Here is a 20,899-nt window from a genome sequence, read left to right on the forward strand (position 1 = left end):
GGCAGCCGCGGCGCCACGCCACAGCCGCTCGACTGTATTGGGCGGCAAGCCCGCAACCAGGCTCGACAACCTTAGGGATGGACCAGCCTGGCCACCATAACCAACTTGATTTCGCATATAAAATCTGTTTGCATTATTGAAAATAGCTGCCCGGCAAGATGGCAGCATGCAGGGAGGGCCCAGTGACCATCGTTCTTTCCGCCTATCGGGCACTCTTGATGGGCCTTGTCGCGGTGATCGTCGCGATTGTCGCGATCGCCGTCGTGTTCCGCTACGTGCTCAACACTCCGCTGATCTTCAGCTTTGATCTGGCGACGGTCCTGTTCGTCTGGCTGGTCTTTCTGGGCCTTGCCCAGGCAGCCCACGAAGGCTCGCATATGGCGGTCGACCTTTTCACCGCACTGCTTCCTGCTCCTATCGCCAAGGCGCTCGGCATCGCCGTCAAGTTGCTGATGATCGCGATCATGATCTTTCTCATCCGCCACTCGTGGGATCTTGCCATGCGCACGCGCATGGAGATCGCCTCGATGCGGATTTCAATGATGTGGGTCTATCTGGCGATGCCTGCGGGCTTCACGGTTTTCGCCCTTTACGAAGCCTGGGCGCTTGCAATGAGTGTCATGGGCCGTCCTGCCCTCGGGAGGCAAAGCGCATGAGCCCTACCGCTCTCCTTGGTGTCTTTCTGACCCTGACCGTCATCGGCCTGCCGATCGCCTTTGTGTTGCTCGGCACCGGCATCGCCATGACGTTGGCCGATCCGGCAATTCTCGAAGTCGCGTTCGTCCAGAACATCATTGTCGGCACGCAATCTTTCCCGCTGATAGCCATCCCGCTGTTCATCCTCGCGGGCGAGTTGATGAACATCTCGGGCATCACGCGCAGGCTGATGGATTTCGCTTCGGCACTGACAGCAGGCATGGTCGGCGGCCTTGCGCAGGTGAACATCGTCCTGTCGACGCTCAAGGCCGGCATGATGGGCTCTGCGAACGCCGATGCCGCGATGGATGCCAAGACCCTGGTGCCCGAAATGATCAAGCGCGGCTACAGCCCGGCCTATGCATCCGTGGTGACGGCAGCTTCGGCGCTGATCGCACCGATGATCCCGCCGGGCATCGGCCTGATCCTCTACGGTTTCGTCACCGATACGTCGATCGGCCGCCTGTTCATGGGTGGCATCCTGCCCGGCTTCATCATGACCGCGGCGATGATGGCCATGTCCCATTTCATCGCCAAGCAGCGCGGATATGGCCGCGACAGCCTGCCGGTGAACAAGGCTGGAATGGGCAGCGCTTTTCTCGGTGCGGTGCCCGCATTGCTGATGCCGGTCATCATCGTGCTCGGCATCCGCGGCGGCATCTTCACCGCCTCGGAAGCCGGCGCCGTGGCGGTGGTCTATTCGCTTATCTTTTGCGTTGTTTATCGCGAATGCGAGTGGAAGGACTTGTTTGGCGCCCTCCTCTCCACTGCCAGCACCACCAGCGTCATCATGATCGTATTGGCTGCTTCCGCCGCGCTGAGCTGGACGCTTTCATTCGAGCAGTTGCCGCAGCAGGTAGCGGAGATGCTCGTCGGCGCGTCGAGCACCCGGTGGATGCTCTTCGCAATCGTCGGTGTGCTGCTTCTGATCGCCGGCATGTTCGTGGAAGGGACCGCGCTGATCCTCATCCTGGCGCCGATGTTCGCACCTGCCGCCATGAAACTCGGTATCGACCCCGTCCATTTCGGCATCTTCTTCGTCTACATGATCCACCTCGGCGGTATCACGCCTCCGGTCGGAACGATCATGTTCACGACCTGCGCGATTACCAAAACGCCGCTGCAGGATTTCATCAGGGAATCGCTGCCCTGGCTGGCGATGCTGCTCGCCATCGCTGCCTTCATCGCGGCCGTCCCAGGCACCGCGACATGGCTTGGTTATCTCTGACGGCAAATCACTCGGGAGGAATGGAATGAAATACAAAACGCTCGCGGTGGCAGCCTTGCTGGCCGGTCTTGTGTCGGCGGCAATGCCCGCGCAAGCCGACCAGACGGTGCTGCGCTTCAGTCATATGAATTCGCCGACGCATATCGTGAATCTGGGGGCGGAACGTCTCAAGACGGCAATGGAAAAGGCCGCCGGCGGCCAGGTTCAGATCGAGCTCTTCCCCAGTGCGCAGCTTGGAGAGAGTTCGGCCGTGCTGGAACAGCTGACGCTCGGCGCCAACATCATCACCCATGTCGGCCCCGGCGCGATTGCGCAATATGTTCCGAACTACTCCGTGATGGTTCACCCGTTCCTGTTCAAGAATTGGGATGAGGTGCGCAAGGTTGCGAATTCGGATCTGGTCAAGGGGTGGGAAAAGGATCTCGCCCAGTACAACATCAAATCGCTCTGTTTCTTCAACTTCGGCACCCGCGACCTCTATACGCGCAGCAAGGCCGTCAGATCCCCGACGGATTCGGCAGGCCTGAAAATGCGCGTGCAACCGGCGGCGATCTATACCGAGCTTGTCAAATCGATGGGCGGGCAGCCGACGCCGCTGCCATGGGCCGAGGTCTACAGTGCGCTGTCGCAAGGCGTGATCGATGCGGCGGAAGCGCCGCCGAACGCCGTGATCGACCAGAAGCACTATGAGAGCGCGAAATACTACATGAAGACCAACCACATTCTCGACGCGTCGATCGTCATCATGAGCCTGAGTGCCTTCGACGCGCTCAACGCCGACCAGCAGGCAGCGCTTCAGACCGAAGCCGAGAAGGCCTGCGATTGGATGACCGAGGAGACGTCCAAAGGGTACGACGCTGCCGTGGCGGATTTGAAGGAACATGGCATGACCATTGTCGACGACGTGGATCGCCAGGCCTTCGAAGACGCAGCGAACTCGATCCAGAATGCGTTCCCGGAATGGTCGCCCAATCTGGTCGCTGATATCCGCAAGCAACTCGGTCGCTAGACGCATCTTGGACTTGACGGGAGCGCATCGCCCTGAGATGCGCTCCAGTAGCGCTGGAGAACCCACATGACAGAGGACAATGACGCAGCCAGTCGTTACCGGGCGCCGGCGCTCGAAAAGGGTCTCGACATCATCGAGCTGCTTGCGAGTTCCCCCTCTCCTCTGTCCCTGACAGCGATCGCAAGCACGCTCGGGCGTTCGATGGGAGAAATCTACCGGATCGCTCTCGCGCTCGAAGCCCGCGGTTACATCCGTCGGGATCGGGACTCGGATTACTTCGTGCTTACCCTCAGACTGTTCGAGCTTGCCCACGAGAACCCACCGACCAATCGACTGCTCTCCGTCGCACTGCCGCTGATGGAAGAGCTCGCGACCCTTTCGCAGCAATCCTGTCACCTGGCGGTTCTGAGCGGTGCACGAGTGCTGATCGTGGCCCAGGTCGATGCGCCGAGGCCGATGCACTATGCGGTGCGTCTCGGCGCTCAGTTCCCGCTCGCCGAGACCAGCTCAGGCGCTGTGATGCTGGCATATCAGCCGGAACATCACCGACAGGCCCTGATCGAGGCGTGCATCGCTTCGACGCCGGAAATGGCGGATACCTTGCCGGAACGCATCAAGACGATATTGGTCGATGGTGGAGAACGCCGGCCAAGTCTGGTGGTATCCGGGGTAACCAACCTCACCAGGCCTGTTTTCGACCATCGCGGCAGCGTCGCCGCTGCGCTGACCGTTCCGTTTCTGGATCAGACAGGCTTGTCTGTCGATGCGGATCAAGCTGAAACAGCGGTGGCCGCTACCGCGCTGAAGATTTCCGCGGCATTGGGCTGGCGCGAAGAGCGGCAGTCAAACCATCTGGCCGTCTGACTTCATCGGTACCTGCTTCGAGAGCAACCTAGCCCGCACCCAGCTTGCCGAGCAAAGCGATAAGGTCATCCAGCTCATCGTCCGTGAGCGTATCCAGATCCGACGGCGGCCGATAATATTCCGCCATCAGGTCGTGCTTTGTCTTTGCGCCTTTTTTGGTCAGCCGCACCAGCTTCTTGCGCCTGTCCTCGGTGGAGGCAATGCGGTTGACGAGGCTGGCGCGTTCGAGGCGGTCGACGAGCCAGGTCGCCGTGGACGGGTCGCAGTTCCATTCCTCGGCAAGCGTTCCGATCGGCTTCTCATTCCCTTCCTGCAAGGTGAAAAGCGCCCGTGTGTCGTTCGGCGTCAGCTTGCGCTTCTCCAGGCTTTCCAGGCGCTGCGGCGATGAACGCATCAGGAAGTCGAACATCAGCCGCCATGCTTTAGCGGCGCGGGGATTGGCGGACATGTCTACCGGCTTGTTCTCTCAAAAAGACAGGGTACATGCAGCCTTACCATGAGCGACTTCGTTTGCCAGCGTGACGTCGGTGAAGTTTATCGCCTTCCTCACTCTGCCTGCCCGATCGCCGACAGGATCATCGGGACCAGCCAGTCGCCGCGGCTGATCATGCCGAGATGGGTCGTGCCCGGCAGCACGGCAAGCTGTGCGCCTGGAATGAGCGTTTTCATTTCGGCGGCATGGTCGATGCGTGTGAAATCCCTGTCACCGATCGCCAGCAATGTCGGAACACGGATCGAAGCCAGTTCCTGCGACGTCCAGCGGCCCCAACGGTCGCGCATCTGGTTGATGCGGTTTGCCAGGTCGAACATCCCTGCCGACTTGCCGCCACTGCGGTCGAAGCTCGCCGCCCACGCCGCAAAGTCCTCGGGAGTCGGAAGCAGCGGCGCCAGTTCCGCCGACGGCTTGTGCGTCGGATCGCGTTGCAGGGCGATCAACTCGGCCAATTGCCCCTCGACGCTGTAGACGCCACTGAGCGACGTCACAGACTTGACGCGATCCGGCTGGCGGATCGCCATTTCGACTGCCGTCAGCGCGCCGAGGCTGTGGCCGATCAGATGCGCGGCAGGGACGCCTAGATGATCGAGTACGCCGATCACATCGGCCACCAGTTGGTCAAGCTGCATAGGGCCCGAACGGTCGGGCGTATGGCCATGGCCCTGCGATTCAATCGCGATGGTCGGCGCGATTGCGGAAAGCCTGGGCAGCAGATCAGGTGCGAAGGCGGTCTCGATGGTCATCAAGCCGCCATGCATCAGCACGAACGGTGTCCTGCCGGCCGCCAGCGGGCCGCCATGGACTTCATAGTAGATGCCGCCGACGGGCGTTGTGCCCGATATGGCCGGCGATCGATCGTTTGCCGCCATGAGCGGTTGCGCAGCGACCGCATGTGTGGCGATCAGACAGCCGGCGGCCGCGCCGCCGATGAAGAGACTGCGGCGGCTGAAGGATTGCTTCGAGAGCAGGTGTTGAGTGGTCATGACAGGTTCTCCTGTGGATGGTGAGGTTCATCGTTCCGGCGCAGGATCGGCGCCGGCTGCGGTGAGTACGGATTTTCGGATGGTTCCGGATCCCGGCCGGCACCTCGGCCGGTCAGGTGTCTCAGGCTTCGCGCCGGCAGTTGTAGTTCATGACGACGATGCCGTTGGGCAGCGACCGCGAACCTGCCAGCTCCAGCGACGTCCGTGGGCAGGCAAGGAAATGCGGCGTCCGTGGTCCGCTCCGGCCGAGGATGAACGGATGCACCCACAGCCGTAGTTCATCCACCAGCCCGGCTTCCATGAGCGCGAAGGAGACCTCGCCGAGCCCATACTGTACGATGTCCTTGCCGGGCTGGTTCTTCAGCGCCCGCATCGTCTCGACGAGATCGGTGCTGATGATCTCGGTGTTGTTCCAGGCGGGATTCTGAAGCGTGGTCGACACCGCCAGCTTGCGCATGGCGTTGATGTAGTCCGCCATGGCATCGCCGGCCATGGTCGGCCAGACCTGGGCGAAGCTCTCATAGGTGCTGCGCCCCAGCAGAAGCGTGTCGCAGGCCTGCAGCAATTCCATCTGGATGTCGTAGCTGGCCGCCTTGCCCGACGTGCCGAGACTTGGCCATTCGTGCGGGTCTCCGACCGCCCCGTCCAGCGTGATGTAGGTCGAATTGATGATCTTTCTCATGATTGTCTCCGTCAAACTGCGTGGTTGATGGAGGGAAGCTACAATTCGAGGGGACTTCGGGTCTTGAAAGAAAACGACAGTGTCAGGACCGGGTCAGGCTGCCCGGTGTCTTGCCGAGAAACCGGCGCAGCGACCGCGTCATATGCGCTTGATCGGAATAGCCGGCGATGTCGACCGCATCGAGAATGGAGGTACCGGCCATCAACAGGGCGGCGGTGCGCTCGGCGCGCTCGATCTGACGCACCATGCCGTAGGACAGGCCGGTGGCGCGCAGGAAACGGCGCTGGACGGAGCGTTCGGTGACCTCCACCGGCTTGCGCGACAGCGTCTGGTCGACGATCGGATCGCGGACCAGCACATCAGCCCTTGCCAGATGCCGCATGAAGTCGGCAGCGTTTTCGAAGTTCGGGATTTCCCAACTCGATCCGGCCAGTTGGACCCGGCTCGGCGATGTCGAGGCGAGTTCCTTGCCGATGTCGACGAGCGTATCGGGAGCGAGATCGGGGATGAATGTGCCGATCTTGAGTTCAATGCCCAGGAACTCGGCATCCCGCGGGATACCCACGATGCTGGCCGCAGTCTCAGGTCCGCGCACCAACATGCTTGCCGGCCGATCGGCCTGCTTGACGACGACGATCTGCCAATGCGGGACGGCAACGGAGATCATGGAATCCGCGGCGACACTGTGTGTGCGCCAGATCCGTTCCACGAAGTCCGATGGCTCGACCCGGCTCTCGATCGGGAAAATGGTTGTCGCCCATTCCATCCGCGCACCCTCCTGCGGGACCACAGTTCATTGGCTTCGTGCCCGACCGCAAAACCAATCGAGAAACACAGCCAGTTTCGCCGGTTGCTGCCGTCGCGATGGGTAGTATGCGAAAAACTGAACCGGTGAAGGTTCATATCGAGGCATGATCTCGATGAGCTCGCCGCTATCGATCGCGTCCTCTTCGGTCTGTCGGTATCGCTGGGCGATACCGAGGCCCGCGCGAACAGCGGTTGAGATGTGATTGTCGTCGTCGAGCACGAGAAACGGATTTGGATCGACGAGTTTCAATTGGTCGTCGGCGCCGAATTCCAGCGGCGCAAGTCGCTCGCTCCTGGGAAACCGATAGCGGATGAAGCGGTGATTGGCGAAATCATCGACTGTCGACGGCACTCCGTGCCGGCTGGCATAGGCCTTCGAGGCCAGAAGACTGCGGCGCAGGGGTATTCCGATTGGCCGGGCGATCATGTCGTTTTCCAGCGTCTCGCGCATCCTGATGCCAACATCGAAACCACCGGCCACAATATCGACCAAGCGGTCGTCCGTGGAGAGTTCAAGGGTGACGCCCGGGTAGGTTTGGACGAATTCCACCATCCTGTCCAAAATGCAGGTCTTCGCGGCGAGCCGGGACAAGGTGACACGAAGCACACCGGCCGGTAAACCGGCACGGTTCGACAACATGTCGATTGCGCTTTCGATCTGGTCCAGCGGTTGCCCGATCGATTGCAGAAACTCTTCACCGCTATCGGTCAGGCGAAGACTCCGGCTTGTTCGCTCGAAGAGGCGCACGCCGATCAACTCTTCCAGCTTCTTGATGGTCTGCGAAACCGCTGACGCAGAGACGCCAAGACGTCCCGACGCGGCCGTGAACCCGCCGCACTGGGCCACAACGCGGAATGTCGGGATCAGGTGCAGAACCGCCGGGTCGATCATGAAGCAAAGTTTACAGAATCTGTAAGGCATCGCCAAGTCGAGCTTAAGGAATGCCCCACCTATAGTCGTTCGGTGATCATCTCGCCGAGGGAGCATGGAATGTCTGCCCGATACATGGCCGCCGCCGAGCAATTTCAACCCGGCGATTTCACCGCAATCGATGAAGCGATTGACCTGGCGCTTCTGGAACGGCGCATTGTGGGCGCCGTGGTGCTCGTCGCCAGGGACGGCACGTTGATCTACCAGCGCGCCGCCGGGCTGGCCAATCGCGAAACTCGAAGGCTGATGACCGTCGAAACGCCGTTCAGATTTGCCTCGCTGTCGAAGCTCTTCACCACGATGGCGGCGCTCAAGCTGCTTGAAGCCGGCGCCCTCTCGGCCGACGACCTGGTTTCGCGGTGGCTCCCCTGCTTCGCGCCCAGGACCGAAGAGGGCAACCCGGCCGGGATCACGGTCGGCCATCTTATGAGCCATGTTGCCGGGCTCGACTACGCTTTTCAGCAACCGGCGGACGGACCCTACCATGTGATGGGTATATCCGATGGATTGGACGAAGCGACGCTGTCGCTCGATCAGAATCTTCGAAGGATAGCGTCGGTTCCGCTGGATCGTGCACCGGGCGTCACATGGCGCTATTCCGTGGCGACCGATGTCCTCGGCGCGGTGGTCTCGGCTGCTGCCGGGGCGCCGCTCCCGCAGGCAATGGACAGGCTGGTTTTGCGCCCGCTGAAACTCCGTGCCTCTTTCCACTGGAGCGGCGACGACCTGGCTGTTCCGTATCGCGACGGCGAGCACGGACCTTTGCTGGTCGACACGATCGTGGATGTTCCGCTTCCGGGCATACCGGGGGCCGGCGTGCGTTTCGATCCTCACCGCATCTACCGACGCGAAGCCTTTCCTTCGGGCGGGGCAGGCATGGCCGGCCTCGCCATGGATATGCTGCGATTGCTCGAAGCTTACCGTGACGGCATGTTCTTGAGTTCCGCACTTCGGCATGCAGCCCGCCAGGAAAGGGTCGGCCCAGAGGCCAAGACGCAAGGACCGGGCTGGGGGTTTGGCTGGATGGGATCCGTGTTGATCGATCCGGCTTCGGCTCAATCGCCTTTGTCCAAGGGCTCCGTCAGTTGGGGTGGTGTTTATGGACATATGTGGGCGATCGATTTCGAACGGTCTTTGTCGGTGATTGCACTGACCAACACAGCCTTTGAAGGAATGCTGGGGCAGTTTCCCAAACACATTATCGCCGCAGCCACACAGCTCGACCCGAGATGAGGCTTCTCCCGGCTGGCCAGCAGATTGGTAGCGATAATTCCATGACATGCAGAAGCCTAGCAAAATAGTTTGATGAGTCAAATATATTGACTAATCAAACAAACAAACCAAGTAAAGCCAGAAAACGAGGAGACCATGATGGACCTTTATCCGCTGATCGCAACGCTCACGATCCATGTACTGGCGGGCGTGTTCTGGGCAGGGTCGACCTCTGCCATGGCCAATCTGGGCGATGCCTCCGCCGCCAGACTGTTTCCATTCCAGATGGGGTCGGCGGCCATGACCCTGGCCACCGGCGCCGGCATGTGGTGGTTTCAGCTTGGCGGCAGCTTCGGCCTGCACGAGCAGATTCTGCTTGTCGGGCTGGTGGCAGCGGTCCTGGCGGCTGCTGTCCAGATCCTGTTCGTCGGCCGCGCCCGAGGCGCACTGGCGGCCACATCGCCCGAGAGCCAGTCGGCGCTCGTCGGCAGCATGACCACGGGCAATCGCGCCGCCGCCGGGCTGCTCATGCTCACTGTGGCTTCGATGATGATCGCCCGCTTCTACTGACCCCCGTTTGGAGACATCGATGGAAAACGATCACCCGGTCCTCATCGTCGGCGGAGGCTTGAACGGCCTGACGGCTGCCTGTCTGTTATCCCAACACGGCGTTGGCTGCGTTGTCGTCGAACGCCATCCCGGCACCTCCATCCAGTACAAGTTCGCCGGCATCTCGCCGCGCAGCATGGAGATATTCCGCAGTCTCGGCCTGGAGGACGATATCCGCGCGAACCGGACCGGCGACCAGCAGGGCGGCGGCCTGGCAAGAGGCCGGAACCTGTCCGATCCGGCCATTCAATGGGGCGGGCCAGCCTGGCCGGATGCGAGCCCCTTCAGCCCGACGCAGCCGGCAACCTGCGACCAGCATGTGCTGGAACCCATCCTGAGGCGCCATGCGCAAAAGCTCGGCGCCGACATCCGCTTCGCGACCGAATGCACGGCCGTCGACCAGGAAGCCGGCGGGATCCGTGCTCGTCTGAGAAATCGCTCCACGGGAAGCGAAGAGACCGTCACCGCCGACTATCTCGTCATTGCCGATGGCGCCAATGGGCGGCTGCGTGAGACACTTGGCATCGGCAGGAGCGGTGTCGGCGCACTGCAGCACTGGATGAACATCATCTTCGAGACGGACCTGCCACCCACCATCGACGGCAAGCGCCTGACGTCATTCTTCGTGACGGACCTCAACGCTTCCGTCATCCCACGTGAGGGAGGCCGCTGGCTGCTGGCGCTCCAGTACTTTCCGGACAAGGGAGAACGCCCGGAGGATTTCGACCGGGACCGCTGCCGCGATCTCGTGGTTCGAGCGGCTGGACGTTCCGATATCAAGGCAGAGCTTGTCGATGCGCGCGCCTGGGAAGTTTCAGCCTATGCAGCCGACCGCTTCGGGCAGAGACGCTCATTCCTGATCGGTGACGCTGCCCACCTCATGCCGCCGCCGGGTGCTTTCGGCGGCAATTCCGGTATCCACGATGCGCACAATCTGGCCTGGAAACTCGCCATGGTCATTCGCGGCGAGGCGCCGGCGGAGCTTCTCGATACTTATGATGTCGAGCGCCGCCCGGTTATCGAAGCGACCGTGGCGCAGGCGCTCGCCCGTCTTCAGAAATGGTTCGACGATCCAGCAAAGCGCCTGCCGCCACCGGTCGAAATCGTCAACGACTATGACGTCGTGTTCGGGCAGCGCTATGACAGCGGCGCCCTGCTGGCCGAAGGACCGCCACCGCAGACGCCGCCATTCGAGCCGTTTGCGGCATTGGCCGGAAAACCGGGCACGCGCGCGCCTCATATGATGGTCGAGCGCGACGACACCGAAAGCTCGATACTCGATCTTTTCGGCCGCGGTTTCGTGTTGCTGGCCGGTCCGCGGGGTGAGGCCTGGTGCAGGGCCGCGCGACAGATCGCGGAAAGGAAAAGCGCCGGCATCTCCTGTTACCGGCTAGGACAGGATGTGCGGGACGTCGAAGGGAAATGGGAGGAAAAGTATGGCGTCACCGATACTGGCGCTGTCTTGGTTCGGCCGGATGGCATCGTCGCCTGGCGCGTGCGAACCACCGTCGACAAACCTGAGGTAACGTTGAGGCGCGTTTGGGCCTCCATCCTTCATCCGGACCAAGCGCTTGCTAGCAGCCCGTTCGAAGAGGGCTAGCGAGGATTGTCACCAACAGGTCGCTGAAAAGGTGGCGCTTTGACCCCTGGCACGGGCGGCAGCGGCAGGCAACGTAGCGCGGTCATTTCGCGACTGGCCCGCTCTCGGCCATGGTTTAGTTCCCGCTTGAGCATCGGCGCGAATGATGGTCTTTTCTCCTCGCGAGAAATATGCGGCAACAAACGAGGCAGGGATGCAATTCCACCAGAGAGGCGTCGATCTGCTGGTCACGGTAATGGATGCAATCGATCATCAAGACAAATTGCAGCCGGACGATTTGGATTGGTTGCTGCGGGAAACGGCACACGTCCTTGGTGAGTTGTTGAAGCGCGACGTTCCGGTTGAGCGTCGTGACGATACGTCCATAGCCAACGACATTTAGGCGCCTTGAGGCTTGCGCCGGTCCGCTAGCGTCCCGGCGCATCGCCATAAGCGCTTCGCCTATATGCCCGTCGCCTTATTTGCACTTTTGTTCATCACGAGAACCTGCTGGCACAGATCGAGCATGGCTGCTTGCGGCTGGGTTTCATCCAGCCCCCGGCACATGCGCACATGAAGCAATGCATCCTCGAAAGCAGGGAAGCGCTCGGGTCGAAACAGGTGCAAATAGAGCGCGATGGTGCCGGCGGAGCGGCTGCGCCCACCCCGGCAATGCACCAGCACATTACCGGCGCGATGAGGCGGATAATGCGCCTTGCCGGGGCTTTGCTGGTTGATGATCCCGTGCAGCACCAGCACAGCTCCCAGGAGATGCTGGGCAATATTGCCAGGTCCGTCGATCAGACCGATATGCGTGCGCCTGAGGACCGTGCCGTCGCTTAAGGACAGTGGCGGCATCTCGACATTCACCGCCAGGTTCATCGTCGAGGTGACGCCATTCCGCAGAAGCAGGTCGGCATCGTTTGCCGCGACCGCGTTGCCGATGAAGAGCGTCTTTCCGGTGTCGTCGATATCCGAAAGGACCGGCAGCAAGACCGGAAGGCGATCTTCCTCTTCCTCGGTCATCGGACGGCTGTCATGGTGGTTCACGTTCATGCTTGCAGTCCTATTCCGCGGCTTTCATTGATTGGTCTCGATCGACAGGCAAGGAGATAATTCTTTCCAGAGAAAGACGCGCTCCGAGCCACTGCCCTAGCTGAAGCATCTCTTCGGGCCGCACAAACGCCGCCACGACCTTCTCTGCGCCAGTGCGCGTAACCAGGTCCATCGTGTCCTGCAGCCGTGGATGGACATTCCAGCGCAGCCATCGCGCCTCGTCGCGTTGCAGCATCTCCCAGGCCGGCGTCTGCGCCGGAACATGACCGGAGAACAGGAAGCGAAAACCGTCGTCCCGGCGATGCAGAAGTTGAGCCGCAAGTCCGGTTTCCGCATTGGCCTCCGTCGCCACGATCACCTGGCTCGGAGACCATTCATCCCCCAACGGGATCGACTGCAGCAGCGCGGCGATGCCGGCGCGGCTTTCGGCACTGATCATGCCGCTGTCGTCGCCGGCGAGACGTTCCATTTCCCGGCGCACAACTGGACAGGCAATCGCTTTCAGACCCAGCCCGCTCAACGCCAGCATCATTTCCGGCCCCCTGCCGCCAGCCGGCACGCACAGCACCGCGCCTGCCGCGGCGAAGGCAGCGATAGTCTCGACCTGGGAGGATAGCGATTCCTCGAAATCGCCATAGGACGCGTCGGTGACAAGACAGCCCGCGGCGGGCGGCCAGTCGAACGGCAACAACAGCGACTCCGCGCTCCAGTCCCCCATGTACAGAACGCCGCCGTGACCGGCGAAATGGAGCCAGATGCCGCCGGGCGCATGGCCGTTTCGACCGACGATCACCGGCAGTCCGGCGATTTCGGTTTCTCCGCTGACCGGCAGTTGCAGGCGTCGTTCCAGCGGGAGCATTGCTTCTGAAATCTGCCTGAATGTCTGGACTGTCGCATAGACCGGCGGATTGCCGAGTTGGCCCGCAAGGTCGAGCGAGCCGACATGATCGATATGGGCGTGGGAGAGGCAGATCGCATCGACAGGCCCGACCTGCGAAAGATCGGGTTTCACGCCGGGCTGCGGGCCCTCCCCGAGATCGAAGAGAATACGCCGGCCGCCCATGTCCAGCAGGAAGGCGGCTGGAAGCTTGCCACCCTGCCCGCTGATAACCGTCAGTTTTGCCAAGGCAGCACCCCTTTCGGCAGGTAGCGCGAAAAGCATGTCGCCGCCAGCATCAGGATCAGCACGGCCGCGATCATCAGGCAGCCGACGGCTGCCGCAAGCGTCGATGATCCGCCCTCTTCCAGGAAGACCACCATCGGGCCGATGGTGCGGACATTGGACGACACCAGCAGGATCGAGACCTGGATCTCGTTCAGGGCGCTCATGAAGACCATGACGCCGCCGGCAACCGCGGCGGGCGCGACGAGCGGAATGATGACGTCACGCATGCGCGCCAGGAAGCCAGCGCCGGCAACCTGGGCTGCCTCTTCCATGGCACGGTCGATCTGCGCGAAACCGCCCAGGACGGGACGCAGCGCGAGAGCCAGGAAGCTCGACAGATAAGCAGCCAAAATGATCCAGACGGTTCCGTAGATGCTGAAACCGAGAACAGGCAACGGCCTCAGGAAGAACAGGATCATCGCCACGGCGAGAATGATGCCGGGCAACGCATAGGTGAGTTCGCTGAACAGATGCAGCACACGCACCAGCGGGCCACGCTTCCAGACGATGAAATAGGCCATGAACAGCGACACGATCATCAGGATGGCGACCGTGATCGATGTCAGCAGCAGGCTGGTGAGGAACGCGTTGCGGATCGAAGCCTGATGCACGAGGGCATTGGCGTAATTGACCAGCGTCAGCGTCTTCCAGCTCAGTTCCTGGCCGAAGCCGGTGACGACGGAAGTGGCCACCAGCGCCGACAGCGGCAGCGCCATGGTGAGCACGATGAACAGCCAGCTGACTGCCTCGACGATAGGACGCCATCGCCCCAGCCGTATCTCGAGCGAGCGGCCGATGCCGTCGACGCGGACATCGCCGCGCTGACCGAGCCAGCCGCTGATGGCGACCCCAACAATGGTCAGTATCGACAGAAGCAGGGCGAGCACCGCCATGTCGGCGAGCGCCGAGGGACCGTAGCTGTTCATCTGCTGATAGATCAGCGTGATCAGGGTCGGGTATCGCGCCGGAATGCCCAGCATGGCCTGGATGCCGAAATTGCTGATCGACGAGACGAAGGCCAGCGCAGCGCCGGCAAACAGGCCGGCCCGCGCCAGCGGCAGGATGATGGTGAAGATCAGCGGCCAGCTGGTGGCCCCAGCGGCGCGCGCCGCCTCGACCAGTTCGGCAGGCAGGCGCCGCAACGCCGCCCGCACGGTCAGGAACACCAGCGGCGCATGATAGAAGCCCAGCAACAGGATGATGCCGCCCGGTGAATAGAGCGGATGCCGCCCGCCATCATGCAGGGATAGGCCAAGCAGGCCCAGGACCGGGCTCGATGGCGAAAAGGCCTGAACCCAGGCAAGCGCCGTCACCTGTGGCGGGATCATCAACGGCAGCACGAATGCGAAGACCCATGCCGTCTTGAAGCGCATGTCGGTGAGAACGGTCAGTGCGGCTGCTACGGTGCCGAGCACCATGGCGAGCAAAGTGGACAGCAGGGCGACGACCAGCGTGTTTGTCGACGCCGTCAGGACCTTCTTTTTCCACAGCAGTTCGGCGACATGGCCGAGATCGATGACACCGGCCGGTGCGATCGCGGTTATGGCAAGACGCAGCAGCGGCGCGAAAGACAGGCCGGCAACGAAGATCACCAGCAGCCCCAGCACCACCCATTCAGCCTTGGGAAGAAGCGCCGGCAAGCGCCGGCGCTCCTCGACCTTTTCCATGGCAATCAACGCCATTTTCTATCTTTCTATCAGCCGCCGAAGATCTTGGTGAACTTCTCGCGGGTCTCCTTGTCGGTCGCCACGGCATTGTCCGCGTCCATCGGCAGCAGCTTGATCTCGGACAGTTTCGGGAAGCCGGCGGGCGGCGTGATCGACGGATCGATCGGCAGGTTGCCCTGGGTCACGACGAGTTCCTGGCCTTGCTTGGACAGCAGGAAGTCGATGAACTTCTTCGCACCGTCAGCATTCTTGGCGGTCGACATGATGGCGACCGGCTCGGTGATGAAGGAGACGCCATCCTTCGGGAAGATCAGGTCGACCGGCGAGCCCTTGGCCTTGGCGCGGATGACGTCGGCGTCGGCGATGATACCGTACTTGGCAAGGCCGCTGGCGACGGCCTTGAGCGCCGGGCCATTGCCGCCTTCCGGAGCGATGTCGAGCTTGGCGAGGCCTTCATAGAATTCCCAGCCGATACCCGGGACGTTGACCACGCTGTGGAGATGGTTGAGCGCGGCGCCCGAATAGAGCGGGCTCGGCACGGCGATCTGGCCCTTATTGTCTTCCGTTAGCAAGGCGCTCCAGGTTTCGACCGGCTTGGCCTTCTCGGTGTTGTAGGCGATGCCGGTCGAGATGATTTTGGTGCCGAAGAACGTCATGTCCTTGTCGTAGGTGCTCTTGTCATACGAGCCGACCGGGGCCTGCGGATAGGCCATCAAGCGGCCTTCCTTCTTCAGCTGGCCAAGGTTGATGGTGTCGGCGACCAGGAGCACGTCCGGCTTGACGTCGCCGGCTTCGATTTCAGCGCGCAACACGTTCAAGAGCTGGCTGGTGCCGTTACGGGTCCATTCCACCTTGATGTCGGGATACTTGGCCTGGAAGGCGTCGACGGTCTGCTGGGCGATCTCCGGCGACTGCGACGTGTAGAGGGTCAAGGTTTCGGCGTTGACGGCCGTTCCGCTCAATAAGACGAGCATAAGGGCAGTGGTAAGGCGCATGGAAAACTCCTGTTGCTGTGAGAGGGAAAAAACGTCAGGCAGCGGCGGGGATGACCCAGCCGTCGCTGATGCAGACTTGGATGGTGTCGTCCGATGGAATGGCGACATCGGCCGGCGCGTGCAGCGTCAGCTGCAGATCCGGCTCAGCGGTGACGAGGAAATCGACCTGGCTGTGGTTGCCGCGATAGATGACCCGCTCGACCTTGCCGGCGAAGCCATCTTCGCCCGGCTGCGCCAAACGCATCGCCGAGGTGTGGACGGAAAGCCTGGCCGAAGAACGAACCTGCTCGCTCCTGCGTGCCCGGACACGATGGTCCTTGCCAAAGATGCTGACGATGGCGGCGTCGGCGTCGGGACGGACATCCTGAACAGGCAGCACCTGGCCGTTGCCGATGAAACGGGCGACCATTTCGCTTTGTGGCTCCCGATAGAGATCACGTGGCCGATCGAACTGCACCAGGCGACCGCGATCGATCACCGCGATGCGGTCGGCCAGAGCCATCGCCTCGGACTGGTCATGGGTGATGTAGACCATGGTTGCGCCGGTGTGGCGATGGAAGCGCACGAACTCGTTTTCCATCGCCGCGCGCAGATGCACGTCGAGATTGGCCAGCGGCTCGTCCAGCAGCATCACGGATGGCTTGGCTGCGAGACAGCGCGCCAGGGCGACGCGCTGGCGCTGGCCGCCGGACAGGTCGGAGGGCGCACGCTCCGCCAGATTTTCCATGCCGACGACCGCCAGCGCATCGCGGCTGCGCTGCAGACGTTCCTGTGTACTCGCGCCGGCGATCTTCAGCGCATAACCGACATTGTCGGCCACGCTCATATGCGGCCAGAGCGCATAGTTCTGGAAGACGATGCCGATATTGCGTTTCTCCGGCGGCACATTGGCCTCCCTGGAAGAAACGATGCGATCGCCGAGTTGGATGGTTCCTTCATCCGGTGTTTCGAAGCCGGCCAACAAGCGCAGCAGGGTCGTCTTGCCGCAACCGGAAGGCCCGAGAACCGCGATGAATTCACCGTCGACGATATGCATTGCGACGCGATCGAGAACGCGCTTGCCGCCATACATCTTCGATAGATCACTGATGACGATATCGGCCAAGACGGCTTCCTCAACGATTTGAAAAGAAAAGATTTTTTCTTGGTTTTCCAGTCTGGACAATCGCATTGCAACTTCATATCAATGCTCCTGCACACGTGTGCAATTTAGCGAGTTTGTGCTTCAGTTTTGTGACGCAAAGACAAAAGTTCAGACTATTCGCGCGGCCTGCGACCCATGGAGCATGGACAATGAAGAGCGGTTTCATCACAGCCGCGGACGTCGCAAGAGAAGCAGGCGTTTCGCGGTCCGCCGTCTCGCGCACCTTTACCCCCGGCGCCAGTGTCTCCCGGGACGTGCGGGAACGGATCCTGCGCGCCGCCGAAAAGCTCGGCTACCGCGTCAACAGGCTGGCCCAGGGGCTGCAGATGGCGCAGTCAAATCTCGTCGGCGTGGTCGCTGCTAATCTGAACTCGCCATTCAACACTGCTCTGCTCGATCGCATCAGCGCCGCCCTGTTCAAGCGCGATCTCCAATGCATGTTGTTGAATGCGGAAGCAGCACGCGACGATATCGGTACCCTGGTCAACCAGGTTCTGGAGTATCGCGTGCGTGCGGTGATCATCCTTTCGGGCGCACCGCCCGAAGAGATCATCGAAGCGTGCCTGCGCAACGACGTGCGCCTGATCCTGATCAATCGCGGCACGCTGCCGGGCAACGCCGACAAGATCGATACGGATGATCTGACCGGCGGACGACTGGCGGCCGAACGCATGCTGCAGGACGGCCGTCGCCATGTCGTGGCTGTCCGCAGCGGCAATGGAAGCGTGAGCCAGAAGCGGCGCACGGAGAGCTTCGTCGCCTGCATGCATCAGGCCGGAGCCAAGGTTACATCCTGGATGGATGGCCCAAACAGTTTCGAGACGGGGTGCGAGGCCGCCCGCAAGCTCCTGGCCGACGCATCGATCGACGGCGCCTTCTGCGCGACGGACCTGATTGCCCTCGGCTTCCTCGACACCGCCCGCTTTGAACTGGCAAAGGAAGTGCCACGGCGCTTCTCCATCATCGGTTTCGACAACATCCCGGAAACCGCCTGGCCATCGTATGGACTGACCACGGTGAGCCACCCGGTCGAGGCTTTCACAGAAGCCATCCTGAACTGCCTCGACGATGAACGGCAATTATCCGAGGGCGCATTGAACTTCACGATCCCGGTCGAACTGATCGAGCGTGCGACCACCGGTTTTCCAGCAGCGTGGCCTTCGACCAGATAGCGCAGCCGTTGCTCGGAGAGCCTGCTCTCCAAAGCCGAGAATGGAAAGGCGCTGCCTTCGCTGCCGCTGATCCATCGGCTGGTGCGGGTGCTGGAGACCAACATCAGCTGGCTCTTCGACGAAACCGAACCGGAAGACACGCCGGTCTTCCGCGCCGGCGAGCGGCCCGTGGTGACGCTCGACAACCGGCCGGGCGACGGTGCCGGCGTCTCGTTCGAACGCATCATCCCCTAGGGCGGTCACCTGCTGCAGAGCACGATCCACCACATCGATGTCGGCGGCAAAAGCGGCGAATCCATCACCCATGAAGGCGAAGAGACCGGCTACGTGCTGCGCGGCAAGATCGACCTGAACCTCGACGGGGTCGTGCACAGCCTGCAGGCGGGCGATGCCTTCTGCTTCCGCTCGCATGTGCCGCATTCATATCGCAACGCCGGCGACGAACCCGCCAGCATCCTGTGGACCTGCACGCCGCCGACGTTCTAAGCCCGGATCACGCGCCGACCATCAACCAGTCGAGATCGAGTTCTGGGGCGAAATCGCACAGAGCAGCCGTATCGGGAAGACCGGCACGGCCACCAGGACGGGTGCATTTCAAAGCAGCAACCGTGTTCGAAAAGACGATCGCATCCGCGATCGGACGGCCATGGGCCAATGCCAGGGCGAACGCGCCGTGGAACGCATCCCCGGCGCCGGTCGTGTCGACGACATCAACGCTGGGTGGCGGTGCGTTGCGGAGTTCGCCGTCTTCCAGCCAGAAGAGCCCATCCGCACCATCCGTCACGCCAACGAAGATATGGGATGGGCGACGCGCGATCCTCAACCCCTCTTCCATCGACTCCGTGCCCGTAAACTGCGTGAGGCCGGGGCGCGAGAAGATAACATGACCAGCCGCTTCCACGATCGCGGCAACTGTACCCGCAGCATGGCGCGAGATGTCGGCGTCGAGCACCGAAGGGATGCCGGCAGCCTGAGCCGCGTTCAGGCCTCGCAGCGCACCTTCGGGCCAGGTCAGGTCGCACAGCACCGCGTCGCCCCAGTCCTCCGGCTCGAGCCAATTCGCCGCCGAAGGCAATTCGGGATCCGCATAAGCGACGATCAACCGTTCGCCGCCCGAGTCCACCAGCACGACGGCACCGGAAGATTGTATGCCCGGGAAGGCGCGTAGCCAGGCCGTGTCGACGCCCGCTGCCTCGAATTCATCCCGGATCGTGGCGCCGATATTATCCTCACCCGTCCGTGCCGCGATCGACGCATGCCCACCGAGCCGTGCCACCGTCACTGCCGCTGTCGCCGCGGGACCACCGCCGACTTCACGACGCCCCTTCGCATAGACCTTCGCCGCACGATCCGGGATCCGGTCGAGCGTGAGGATGGTGTCCTGCAGCGCAAGCCCGACGCAGAAGACGGAGCTGCCTTTGCGAGAACGGGTCATTGCCAATCCCTAGACAAGGCGCATACCCGTTTCGGGATGGAAAAGGTGGATCGCGTTGAGATCGACGGTGAAGCGGCGGGACGTCTCGCCGATACGGACGCTGCCGGGGCGTACGCGCGCCATGACCTCGCGTCCGCCCAGCCGAACCACGGCCATGGAGTCGGCGCCATGGTCCTCCACCAGGACGATGTCCGAGACGAAGGAACTTGCATCTCCGACGTCCCCAGCGAGGCTGATGTGCTCGGAACGCAAGCCGACATCGACCCGGTCGATGCCCGCGCGACGTGTTGCCTCAGCACGGCCCGCTCGCAGCGGCAGCCGATGGCCTTCGCCGAAATCCAGCACGGCGCCACTGGTATCCGTATCAATCTTCGCCGGGATAAGGCTCATGGGTGGGGAACCGATGAAGCTTGCCACGAAGCTATTCACAGGACGCTGGTAGATCTCGTTCGGCGATCCGATCTGCTGGACCTCGCCAAGCCGCAGCACGACGATGCGGTCGGCCATGGTCATCGCCTCGGTCTGGTCGTGCGTGACGTAGATGCTTGTGGTGGCGAGCGCGGCCTGGAGCTTGCGGATCTCCATGCGCATGCCGACGCGCAGCTTGGCATCGAGGTTGGATAGCGGCTCGTCGAAGAGAAAGACCTTGGGGTCACGGATGAGCGCGCGGCCCAGCGCGACGCGCTGACGCTGGCCGCCGGAAAGCGCCCTCGGCTTGCGGTGAAGATAAGGCTCTAGTTCGAGCATCTGCGCGACGTCGCGCACCTTGCCGTCGATCTGATCTGCCGGGAGATCGCGCATCTTGAGCGAGAAGCCCAGATTCTCCGAAACCGTCATGTGCGGATAGAGCGCATAATCCTGGAACACCATCGCCATGTCGCGGTCACGCGGCGCGACCGCGTTGAGGCTGCGGCCGTCGAGCATGATGTCGCCGCCGCTGATTTCCTCCAGCCCGGCGATCATGCGCAGCAGCGTACTCTTGCCACAGCCGGACGGCCCGACAAGCACGACGAACTCGCCGTCGGTGACATCCAGATCCACCGCCTTTACCGCGTCAACGGTACCGAAGCGCTTGTGCACACCTCGCAGCGTCAACTCAGTCACTTCTTCTCGCTCCCCGTTGACAACAGCCATTTTTAAAGCAGGATAATTACACTGTGTAAATATGT

Annotated in this window: 23 protein-coding genes; 11 read left to right on the top strand and 12 right to left on the bottom strand. The window is 62.0% G+C overall.

Annotated elements, in window-relative coordinates:
• Window positions 1-182: 182 nt before the first annotated feature.
• From AO692_RS19105 to AO692_RS19120, 4 genes are all read left to right on the top strand, one after another.
• Complete coding sequence (locus tag AO692_RS19105; RefSeq protein ID WP_054311638.1) at window positions 183-656, top strand: TRAP transporter small permease subunit; 474 nt, start codon at window positions 183-185, stop codon at window positions 654-656.
• Window positions 653-1,924 carry a TRAP transporter large permease gene (locus tag AO692_RS19110; protein WP_054311639.1) on the top strand — a complete coding sequence of 424 codons (1,272 nt, stop codon included), beginning with the start codon at window positions 653-655 and terminating at the stop codon, window positions 1,922-1,924. The genes AO692_RS19105 and AO692_RS19110 overlap by 4 nt, the downstream gene beginning before the upstream one ends.
• Before the next feature lie 25 nt (window positions 1,925-1,949).
• Window positions 1,950-2,933: a TRAP transporter substrate-binding protein DctP gene (gene dctP / locus AO692_RS19115; RefSeq protein WP_054311640.1), complete on the top strand. Its 984-nt coding sequence runs from the start codon at window positions 1,950-1,952 to the stop codon at window positions 2,931-2,933.
• Between the two features lie 66 nt (window positions 2,934-2,999).
• The gene (locus AO692_RS19120; protein WP_054311641.1) at window positions 3,000-3,797 is read left to right on the top strand and encodes an IclR family transcriptional regulator; all 798 of its coding nucleotides are present in this window, start codon (window positions 3,000-3,002) and stop codon (window positions 3,795-3,797) included.
• Window positions 3,798-3,825: 28 nt separating this feature from the next.
• On the opposite strand, the gene AO692_RS19125 is transcribed toward AO692_RS19120, so the two are convergent.
• The 5 genes from AO692_RS19125 to AO692_RS19145 form a co-directional block, all read right to left on the bottom strand.
• Window positions 3,826-4,245, bottom strand: a complete 420-nt coding sequence (locus AO692_RS19125; RefSeq protein ID WP_054311642.1) for a MarR family transcriptional regulator — start codon at window positions 4,243-4,245, stop codon at window positions 3,826-3,828.
• Window positions 4,246-4,343: 98 nt separating this feature from the next.
• Window positions 4,344-5,276, bottom strand: a complete 933-nt coding sequence (locus AO692_RS19130) for an alpha/beta hydrolase (protein ID WP_054311643.1) — start codon at window positions 5,274-5,276, stop codon at window positions 4,344-4,346.
• Between the two features lie 121 nt (window positions 5,277-5,397).
• Window positions 5,398-5,958, bottom strand: a complete 561-nt coding sequence (locus AO692_RS19135) for a dihydrofolate reductase family protein (RefSeq protein ID WP_054311644.1) — start codon at window positions 5,956-5,958, stop codon at window positions 5,398-5,400.
• An 82-nt stretch (window positions 5,959-6,040) separates the two neighbouring features.
• Window positions 6,041-6,724: a helix-turn-helix domain-containing protein gene (locus AO692_RS19140; RefSeq protein ID WP_054311645.1), complete on the bottom strand. Its 684-nt coding sequence runs from the start codon at window positions 6,722-6,724 to the stop codon at window positions 6,041-6,043.
• A 27-nt stretch (window positions 6,725-6,751) separates the two neighbouring features.
• Complete coding sequence (locus tag AO692_RS19145) at window positions 6,752-7,657, bottom strand: LysR family transcriptional regulator (RefSeq protein WP_054311646.1); 906 nt, start codon at window positions 7,655-7,657, stop codon at window positions 6,752-6,754.
• A gap of 99 nt (window positions 7,658-7,756) precedes the next feature.
• On the opposite strand from AO692_RS19145, the gene AO692_RS19150 reads away from it, so the two are divergent.
• The 4 genes from AO692_RS19150 to AO692_RS19165 all read left to right on the top strand — a co-directional run bounded on the left by AO692_RS19150 (window position 7,757) and on the right by AO692_RS19165 (window position 11,499).
• Window positions 7,757-8,929 (top strand): serine hydrolase domain-containing protein, encoded by a 1,173-nt coding sequence (locus AO692_RS19150; protein ID WP_244483413.1) that lies wholly within the window; start codon window positions 7,757-7,759, stop codon window positions 8,927-8,929.
• 135 nt (window positions 8,930-9,064) lie between these two features.
• The gene (locus tag AO692_RS19155) at window positions 9,065-9,478 is read left to right on the top strand and encodes a hypothetical protein (RefSeq protein ID WP_210168302.1); all 414 of its coding nucleotides are present in this window, start codon (window positions 9,065-9,067) and stop codon (window positions 9,476-9,478) included.
• Window positions 9,479-9,497: 19 nt separating this feature from the next.
• Entirely contained in the window at window positions 9,498-11,117 is a 1,620-nt protein-coding gene (locus AO692_RS19160) for an FAD-dependent monooxygenase (protein WP_054311649.1), read from the top strand.
• A gap of 142 nt (window positions 11,118-11,259) precedes the next feature.
• Window positions 11,260-11,499: a hypothetical protein gene (locus AO692_RS19165; protein ID WP_054311650.1), complete on the top strand. Its 240-nt coding sequence runs from the start codon at window positions 11,260-11,262 to the stop codon at window positions 11,497-11,499.
• Window positions 11,500-11,558: 59 nt separating this feature from the next.
• Here AO692_RS19165 and AO692_RS19170 read toward each other — a convergent pair whose 3' ends face one another.
• From AO692_RS19170 to AO692_RS19190, 5 genes are read right to left on the bottom strand one after another with little or no spacing between them, the layout of a single operon-like run.
• The gene (locus AO692_RS19170; RefSeq protein ID WP_200911759.1) at window positions 11,559-12,122 is read right to left on the bottom strand and encodes a dual specificity protein phosphatase; all 564 of its coding nucleotides are present in this window, start codon (window positions 12,120-12,122) and stop codon (window positions 11,559-11,561) included.
• A 40-nt stretch (window positions 12,123-12,162) separates the two neighbouring features.
• Complete coding sequence (locus tag AO692_RS19175) at window positions 12,163-13,278, bottom strand: MBL fold metallo-hydrolase (RefSeq protein ID WP_054311652.1); 1,116 nt, start codon at window positions 13,276-13,278, stop codon at window positions 12,163-12,165.
• A complete protein-coding gene (locus tag AO692_RS19180; protein WP_054311653.1) occupies window positions 13,266-14,999 on the bottom strand; it encodes an iron ABC transporter permease in 1,734 nt (577 codons plus the stop codon). The genes AO692_RS19175 and AO692_RS19180 overlap by 13 nt, the downstream gene beginning before the upstream one ends.
• Before the next feature lie 14 nt (window positions 15,000-15,013).
• Window positions 15,014-15,979: an ABC transporter substrate-binding protein gene (locus tag AO692_RS19185; RefSeq protein ID WP_054311654.1), complete on the bottom strand. Its 966-nt coding sequence runs from the start codon at window positions 15,977-15,979 to the stop codon at window positions 15,014-15,016.
• Window positions 15,980-16,013: 34 nt separating this feature from the next.
• Complete coding sequence (locus AO692_RS19190) at window positions 16,014-17,084, bottom strand: ABC transporter ATP-binding protein (protein ID WP_054311673.1); 1,071 nt, start codon at window positions 17,082-17,084, stop codon at window positions 16,014-16,016.
• A gap of 188 nt (window positions 17,085-17,272) precedes the next feature.
• Between AO692_RS19190 and AO692_RS19195 the strand changes: the two genes are divergently transcribed.
• From AO692_RS19195 to AO692_RS33720, 3 genes are all read left to right on the top strand, one after another.
• Entirely contained in the window at window positions 17,273-18,295 is a 1,023-nt protein-coding gene (locus AO692_RS19195; protein ID WP_054311655.1) for a LacI family DNA-binding transcriptional regulator, read from the top strand.
• Between the two features lie 87 nt (window positions 18,296-18,382).
• Window positions 18,383-18,529 (top strand): hypothetical protein, encoded by a 147-nt coding sequence (locus AO692_RS33715; RefSeq protein WP_244483414.1) that lies wholly within the window; start codon window positions 18,383-18,385, stop codon window positions 18,527-18,529.
• Between the two features lie 33 nt (window positions 18,530-18,562).
• Window positions 18,563-18,781 (top strand): cupin domain-containing protein, encoded by a 219-nt coding sequence (locus tag AO692_RS33720; protein WP_280138640.1) that lies wholly within the window; start codon window positions 18,563-18,565, stop codon window positions 18,779-18,781.
• Window positions 18,782-18,788: 7 nt separating this feature from the next.
• Here the strand turns inward: AO692_RS33720 and AO692_RS19205 are convergent, their stop codons facing one another.
• Together AO692_RS19205 and ugpC are read right to left on the bottom strand one after the other, a co-directional pair.
• On the bottom strand, window positions 18,789-19,730 hold the full coding sequence (locus AO692_RS19205; RefSeq protein ID WP_054311656.1) for a PfkB family carbohydrate kinase: 942 nt from the start codon (window positions 19,728-19,730) through the stop codon (window positions 18,789-18,791).
• 9 nt (window positions 19,731-19,739) lie between these two features.
• Window positions 19,740-20,864 (bottom strand): sn-glycerol-3-phosphate ABC transporter ATP-binding protein UgpC, encoded by a 1,125-nt coding sequence (ugpC, locus tag AO692_RS19210; RefSeq protein WP_054311657.1) that lies wholly within the window; start codon window positions 20,862-20,864, stop codon window positions 19,740-19,742.
• Window positions 20,865-20,899 lie beyond the last annotated feature (35 nt).

The sequence above is a fragment of the Mesorhizobium sp. 1M-11 genome (genome assembly GCF_001303895.1).
Classification (GTDB): Bacteria; Pseudomonadota; Alphaproteobacteria; order Rhizobiales; family Rhizobiaceae; genus Mesorhizobium.